This window comes from Ferruginibacter sp. (genome assembly GCF_014377975.1).
In the GTDB taxonomy this organism is placed as follows: Bacteria; Bacteroidota; Bacteroidia; order Chitinophagales; family Chitinophagaceae; genus Ferruginibacter.
The window spans coordinates 1-5,968 of sequence record NZ_JACMOO010000412.1; the positions used below are offsets into that span (position 1 = coordinate 1).

Consider the following 5,968-nt stretch of genomic DNA (forward strand, 5'->3'; position numbering starts at 1 on the left):
AATATGCATGAATAACGGTCATTCGATGCACCACCCATAATTCCAAAATATCGTCCTGTTTCCAAATAATTTCAAGCACTACAAGTAATGCCACACTATGCACATTTCCCTGACTACCAGTTTCATTTTCAGACAAGTCTCCTGATATTTCGAAAATGACAGCCTATTATCAATTCGCCGAAAACTGCACAGACGTAATGCCAGCCTGTAATTTTTCCTGCGATTTATACAAAATATAAATGGTGTGCATTTTTCCATCTGCTACTGTTGTTATGGGCAGTTTTGCAACACCGCCTTTTTGGGTTTTGCCCGCAACAGGAATGCTGCCGCTGCCCAATACTTTTCCATCTGGTTCATCCAGCCTAGCTTCAAATGCAAGCGCCTTTGTTGGTGCAGCCTTCCAGGAACTGTTTATCAGCAAAGATTTTACTCCAGTTAGATCAATGTTATCCAAAGCAAACCAACCTTCTGTTGCCGGAAACACCATCACGTTCATTCCGTTGTATTTATATGTTGTAAAGCCATTTGTTTTTTCTTTGCCACTAAATAGTACCATGTTGTTTTTTAAGGAGGCCGAACTGTTGCCAGTAAGTGCCTTGATATTATTGCCACCCTTGTCAGTGTAACTGGCGGATAAAACCAATACACTGGAAGGTTTTTGATTGGCTGGCGGAACAACGGAACCGGTTTGAGGAAGCGATTTTTTAATAGCTGCTTTATTGGAAAGCGACAGTACCCAGCCAACGATCTGGTGTACGTCTTCCTGCGATAAAGTAGGGTGTGCTGCCATGGCCACCTGACCCCAAACGCCACTTCCGCCTTTTATTATTTTTTGAGACAGATATGCAAGAGCATTGGGGTCTTTCCCGTATTTTTTTGATACCTCAATAAAGGAAGGACCTACCGATTTTTCTTCTTCTTTATGACAACTCTTACAATCCAGCGACAGCATTAAAGTTTTACCGCTAATAGCCGCTTGTCCTTGCTGATGACCCATGGGAGAAGCTGCTTTATCAAAGCCTTCAACATAATCAACAGACACATACAGGTTGGATGCGTCAAACTTTGCAGTATCTGTTTTATCTGCAACGGTTACGGCATACTGGACCGGTACGCCGGGTAAATAAAAAGATTTATTACCACCGGTAATATCAACTGTTACGGTAGGTGTTTCGTTGCCTGCATACACTCTTATGTCATCACTTTTTGATGAAGCTCCTTTATCATCTTTTGCTTGCACCGATATGATGTAATCGCCTGCGGTGGCGTAAGTGTAATCCAATGTTGGTTCGGTCGTTTCTTTTGTAGTACCATTACCAAGATTCCATTTATAACTGATCTTATCTTTTTCAAGATCCTTCGCATCAACAGTTATTTTCACAGCAAATGGCAGTACGCCGGTGCTTTTATTTGTTTTGATGGAAGCAATTACCGGAGGCCTGTTGCCGCCGTTAAAATCAATTCTTGCAATACCTGCATCTATATTTTTTGTAAACCAGCCATTACCATATTCAAGTAAATACAATTTACCATCCGGACCAACTTCCATATCTATTAGAGAATTTACTTTTAGAGATGGAAAGAAAGGTTCCATTTTATCAAAGTCTCCGTTAGGCAGCATGGTTACGGCTTTTACCCAGCCACGTATCCAATCGTAGATCAATAATTTACCGTTGTAATATTCCGGCAAACGGGTTTCTTTTGGATACAAATCCGTATAATAAACTGGTCCAACCATTGCATTTCTTCCACCCGTACCTAGCTGCGGAAAATCAGGTGAAGCTGCATAGGGATACCAGATAAACGCTGGTTGTGCCGGTGGTAATTCTTTTAAACCAGTATTGTATTTTGAATTGTTGATGGGATGGGCCGGGTCGAAGGCATCACCGCTTTTTCCGGTTCCATAATCAAACTGGCGGTAAGCATAGTTGTTGCCTACAAACAAAGGCCAGCCGAAGTAGCCTGCCTTGCGTGCCTGGTTTATTTCATCATAGCCACGGGGGCCACGGGTAGTCAAACTATCATTGTTTGCATCCGGACCAACCTCGCCCCAATATAAATTACTGTTTTTCTGATCAACAGAAATACGGTATGGATTGCGGTTACCCATTACATAAATTTCAGGCCTTGTTTTAGCCATGCCTTTTGGAAACAGATTGCCATCGGGTATTTCGTAGCTTCCATCCTCTTTAACCCTGATGCGCATTATCTTTCCGCGAAGATCGTTGGTATTGCCTGATGATCTTCTTGCATCATATTGCTGGTTAGGAGAAAAATCATTGGTAGGCGAATAGCCGCTGTTTACATATTTAGCGCCGGGTTCATCAAATGGCGTCGAATTATCCCCTGCAGAAAAATACAATAATTTATCCGGACCAAATGCAATTGAGCCACCGGTATGGCAGCAAATTTCTCTCTGCGACTTTACTTCCAGAATTACTTTTTCAGTAGCCTTATCCAGCGTATCATTTTTAAAACTAAATCTTGATAAACGGTTTACTGAACTATCAATTGGACTGTAATAAATATATACCCAGCTGTTCTTCGCAAAGTCAGGATCTTTGGATAAACCCAACATACCTTCTTCTGCATTTACACCGGGCACAGAAGTTTTAAAATACACATTTAAAAAACCCACCTGCTTTACTTTTTTTGTATCCTGTTTATATAACATGATTTCGCCTCGGCGCTGAATCACCAGGATATCCAGATTCGGCAACACGGTCATTTCTGTTGGTTCATACAAGTCGCCTTGTGAAAGTTGTGTCTTTGTAAAACGGTTATCTTCCGGAGGTAGCTGTGTTTTCGCTTTTGAATAGTCCAGTGCTTTATTATCGCCGATGGCATATTGAATACCACCCAAAATATGTTTAAGATAATTGTCTTCACTAAAAGATTCTTTTGTATGGCCAAGGGCTGTATAAAAAGCACGGCCGCCATCATACGCATGGTACCAGGCCATAGGATGGTTATCTCCGTTTGCGCCGCCGTGATAAGATTTTTCATCAATTTTCAGCAGTATTTTTGTATCCTTACTCAGCTTCTTAAAACTATAAAACTCATCGGTTCTTTTCCATTCAGCCGGTAAAAATTTGGTAGCGATATTTTCTTTATCTACCACGTTTAATATCCCTGGCTGTATGTTGGGGAAAGTATCATTAATACCGGGATGACTTAAAAAATAACCTCCCACCAGCCTGCCATACCAGCCCCAGTCGTATTCGCAATCTGCCGCAGCATGAATGCCCATGTAACCGCCACCAGCCTGTATGTAGCGCTCAAAAGCGGCTTCCTGTAAATAATTCAGCACATCGCCGGTAGTGCTCAAAAAAACCACTGCTGCATATTTTTTTAAGGTGTCTTCAGTAAACATTGCGGCATCAGTAGTAGTGTCCACATCAAAATTATTCAGACTACCTAATTTTTCTATGGCTACATTGCCTTCTGCAATAGATTCATGATGATAGCCTGCTGTTTTACTAAAGACCAGGATTTTTGCTTTGCCCTCTTTTTTAGAACAGGAAAAAGTGAGTAATACAACTGTAATTAATAGAAGATTTTTCACAATGGCAAGTGAACGATTCATGTTGATTTTATTTTTATGTATAAGAAGAATATAAGATTATGTTTTTATCAGCAGTATATTTTGGGTAGTAATTGAGGTAATAATTTTATTGTGCCGTATTGCAATTGCTTATTTGGATGACCAGGCATTCGATTTAATTTTATTGGTAAATGTACCACTGGTTTTTGAAACCGTAATAATTGTATTTTACCGCTTATCACCGTTAAACGGATGTTATTAAAATTTTTAATTGTACAAACCGTTTTCAGTTTTGCTTTTTTAAGGATATGTGCAAAGATAATCTCTACGAACCGTTGTCGTTTCAATTTGTGAACGCCGGATTTTTACACTGCTTTGCCGCATTGTCCAATCCTGCCTGCTCTCACCTTTTGAGAAGGTACATACGATACAACCTCCACTGGCGGCAACAATATTTGGAAAATTTTTCTTTCGACATTCACACGATGATCCTTACTTCAGCTTTCAACAGAAGCTATTTAAATTAATCCTTTCGAAGCTAAACACCCACGCTTAATTCAGAAATGTTACAACAACTCCTTGTTTTAATAATATTATGGGAGCTGTTTTTTAAATAATTTACAATCACCGATTCTTCTGAAACCTGAGTATAGTTTTTGCTGAATGGAATTTCAATCTCCTTTTCATTTTCAAATTCTTCCACATTTGTTTTCTGCTTTACCAGGATATTCTTCAAAGCCACGCCCAGCCTTTCTTTTACACTCACCGTGGTGGATACCCCAAATAATACTTCGGGGTTTGTTTCCAGCCCGATATTGAAGACATATTGTTCCATTTCTTCAAAATCAAGATTCTGGCAATTGATGTACAGGCAGCCATCCCTTAGTCCCATTACTTTACCGTTGTAGCGGTGGCCTTCTGAAACGGAATGCACCAATATTTTTCCGCTGGTATGTTCTTTTAAAATAAAAGGTGTTTTAATGATATGGTTGGTTGCATCTGTTTTTTGGTAGTACAAATAATAATTGCCCGTGTAATATTTTCTAATCATTTCAAAAGAAGCATGATTCAATTCCGGGCTTTTAAAAGGAAATATTGCAGAGGCTTCATCCCTTGCCTGCAACTTTGGTCTTTCAAGCATCCAATTGTCCCACTCATTTAAGGGTACCTGCAAAAAAACCAGCAGCGTATTTACTTTTACCAATTTGGCACTGCCATTATTCCAATAGCTCTGCAGCGTTTTTCCACTCACCCAATTGTATACCTGGTATTCGCTTCGCTTGCTTAAATAATCAATAAAACCTGCTGCTGATCCGCAACGAAGGTTCAATATTTCTTTGTGCAGTTTTAATTTGCCAATCACAAAATAATGCTCCACAAGATCAGGTTTTGAAATCACTGCACGGGTGATATTTTTATTGATCAGCACCGCCATATTATTAAAATGAGTTCTCGTAAAATTCTCTTTATTTTCCATTCCCTTTTCAGGATAAAACAATTTAATAATTTCGGTATGAAACTCTACCGCCTTTATAATTTTTTTGCTCAACAGCATCTTAAATGTATTAAAATATATCCGGTCAAAATGACCAATTTGTTTTGACTTTCAAATCTACTAAGTTTTGACTTAATTTTAATATTGATAATCAACGATTTAAAAAATTCTATCTATTTTTTTTGACTCTAATTGTGGAACAATGGCTTTCATTACTTTTGGCATACTAAAAATTAACTGTAAAATAATACACATGATCTCATCCCGGTTACTTCATGGCGCACTCGCAATTTTTCTTTTTGTAGCCTGGCCGCTTGTTTCATTAGCGCAGAACCATTCCTTAAAAGGCGTGGTAAAAGACCAGTTAAGTAACCCCGTGCAGGGTGCATCGGTTAGCATTAAAGGTAGCGATAAAAGTATGGGTACTACTACCCTTGAAGACGGCAGTTTTAATCTGCAGCTACCCGCCGCCGTTGGTAGTATTGAAGTTACAATTGTAGGGTATAAAAATAAAACGGTAGCGGTAAAAGAAGGCAGCAGCATTGTGGTGCAACTCCAGGAATCTACCAGTCAGTTAGCAGAAGTGGTAATGATTGGTTATGGCACACAAAAAAAATCAAATCTTACCGGGGCGGTAGCTTCCATAAGCAACAAGGATTTTAAAAACCAGCCGCTCTCCAACCTTGCCAACAGCATACAGGGAAAGCTTTCCGGTATTAATGTTACGTCGCCCTCCGGTACGCCCGGGGCAGGTTTGCTGGTAAGTATCCGTGGTGCACAAAACCCATTGTATGTAGTAGATGGCATACCCATGTTGAGCGAAAGCAATTCTTCTTTATCCACTTCATTCAATACAACCGGAGAAGAAGTTGGACAGGGGCAAAACATCAGTTCTATTTCTGACATCAACCCCGATGATATTGAATCAA

General features: G+C 39.6%; 3 protein-coding genes. 1 reads left to right on the plus strand and 2 read right to left on the minus strand.

Annotation, left to right across the window (positions count from 1 at the left end):
- Window positions 1–169 precede the first annotated feature (169 nt).
- Together H7254_RS20140 and H7254_RS20145 are read right to left on the minus strand one after the other, a co-directional pair.
- Window positions 170–3,586, minus strand: coding sequence for a ThuA domain-containing protein (locus H7254_RS20140; protein WP_301934683.1), 3,417 nt, complete (start codon window positions 3,584–3,586; stop codon window positions 170–172).
- Between the two features lie 496 nt (window positions 3,587–4,082).
- Window positions 4,083–5,093 (minus strand): hypothetical protein, encoded by a 1,011-nt coding sequence (locus tag H7254_RS20145; RefSeq protein WP_301934684.1) that lies wholly within the window; start codon window positions 5,091–5,093, stop codon window positions 4,083–4,085.
- Window positions 5,094–5,292: 199 nt separating this feature from the next.
- Between H7254_RS20145 and H7254_RS20150 the strand changes: the two genes are divergently transcribed.
- The coding region (locus tag H7254_RS20150; protein WP_301934685.1) for a TonB-dependent receptor plug domain-containing protein at window positions 5,293–5,968 on the plus strand (676 nt) is incomplete at its 3' end.

Excerpts from the sequence above, each read along its gene's own strand:
- H7254_RS20140 (WP_301934683.1), bottom strand. The coding sequence starts at position 3,586 with ATGAATCGTTCACTTGCCATTGTGAAAAATCTTCTATTAATTACAGTT.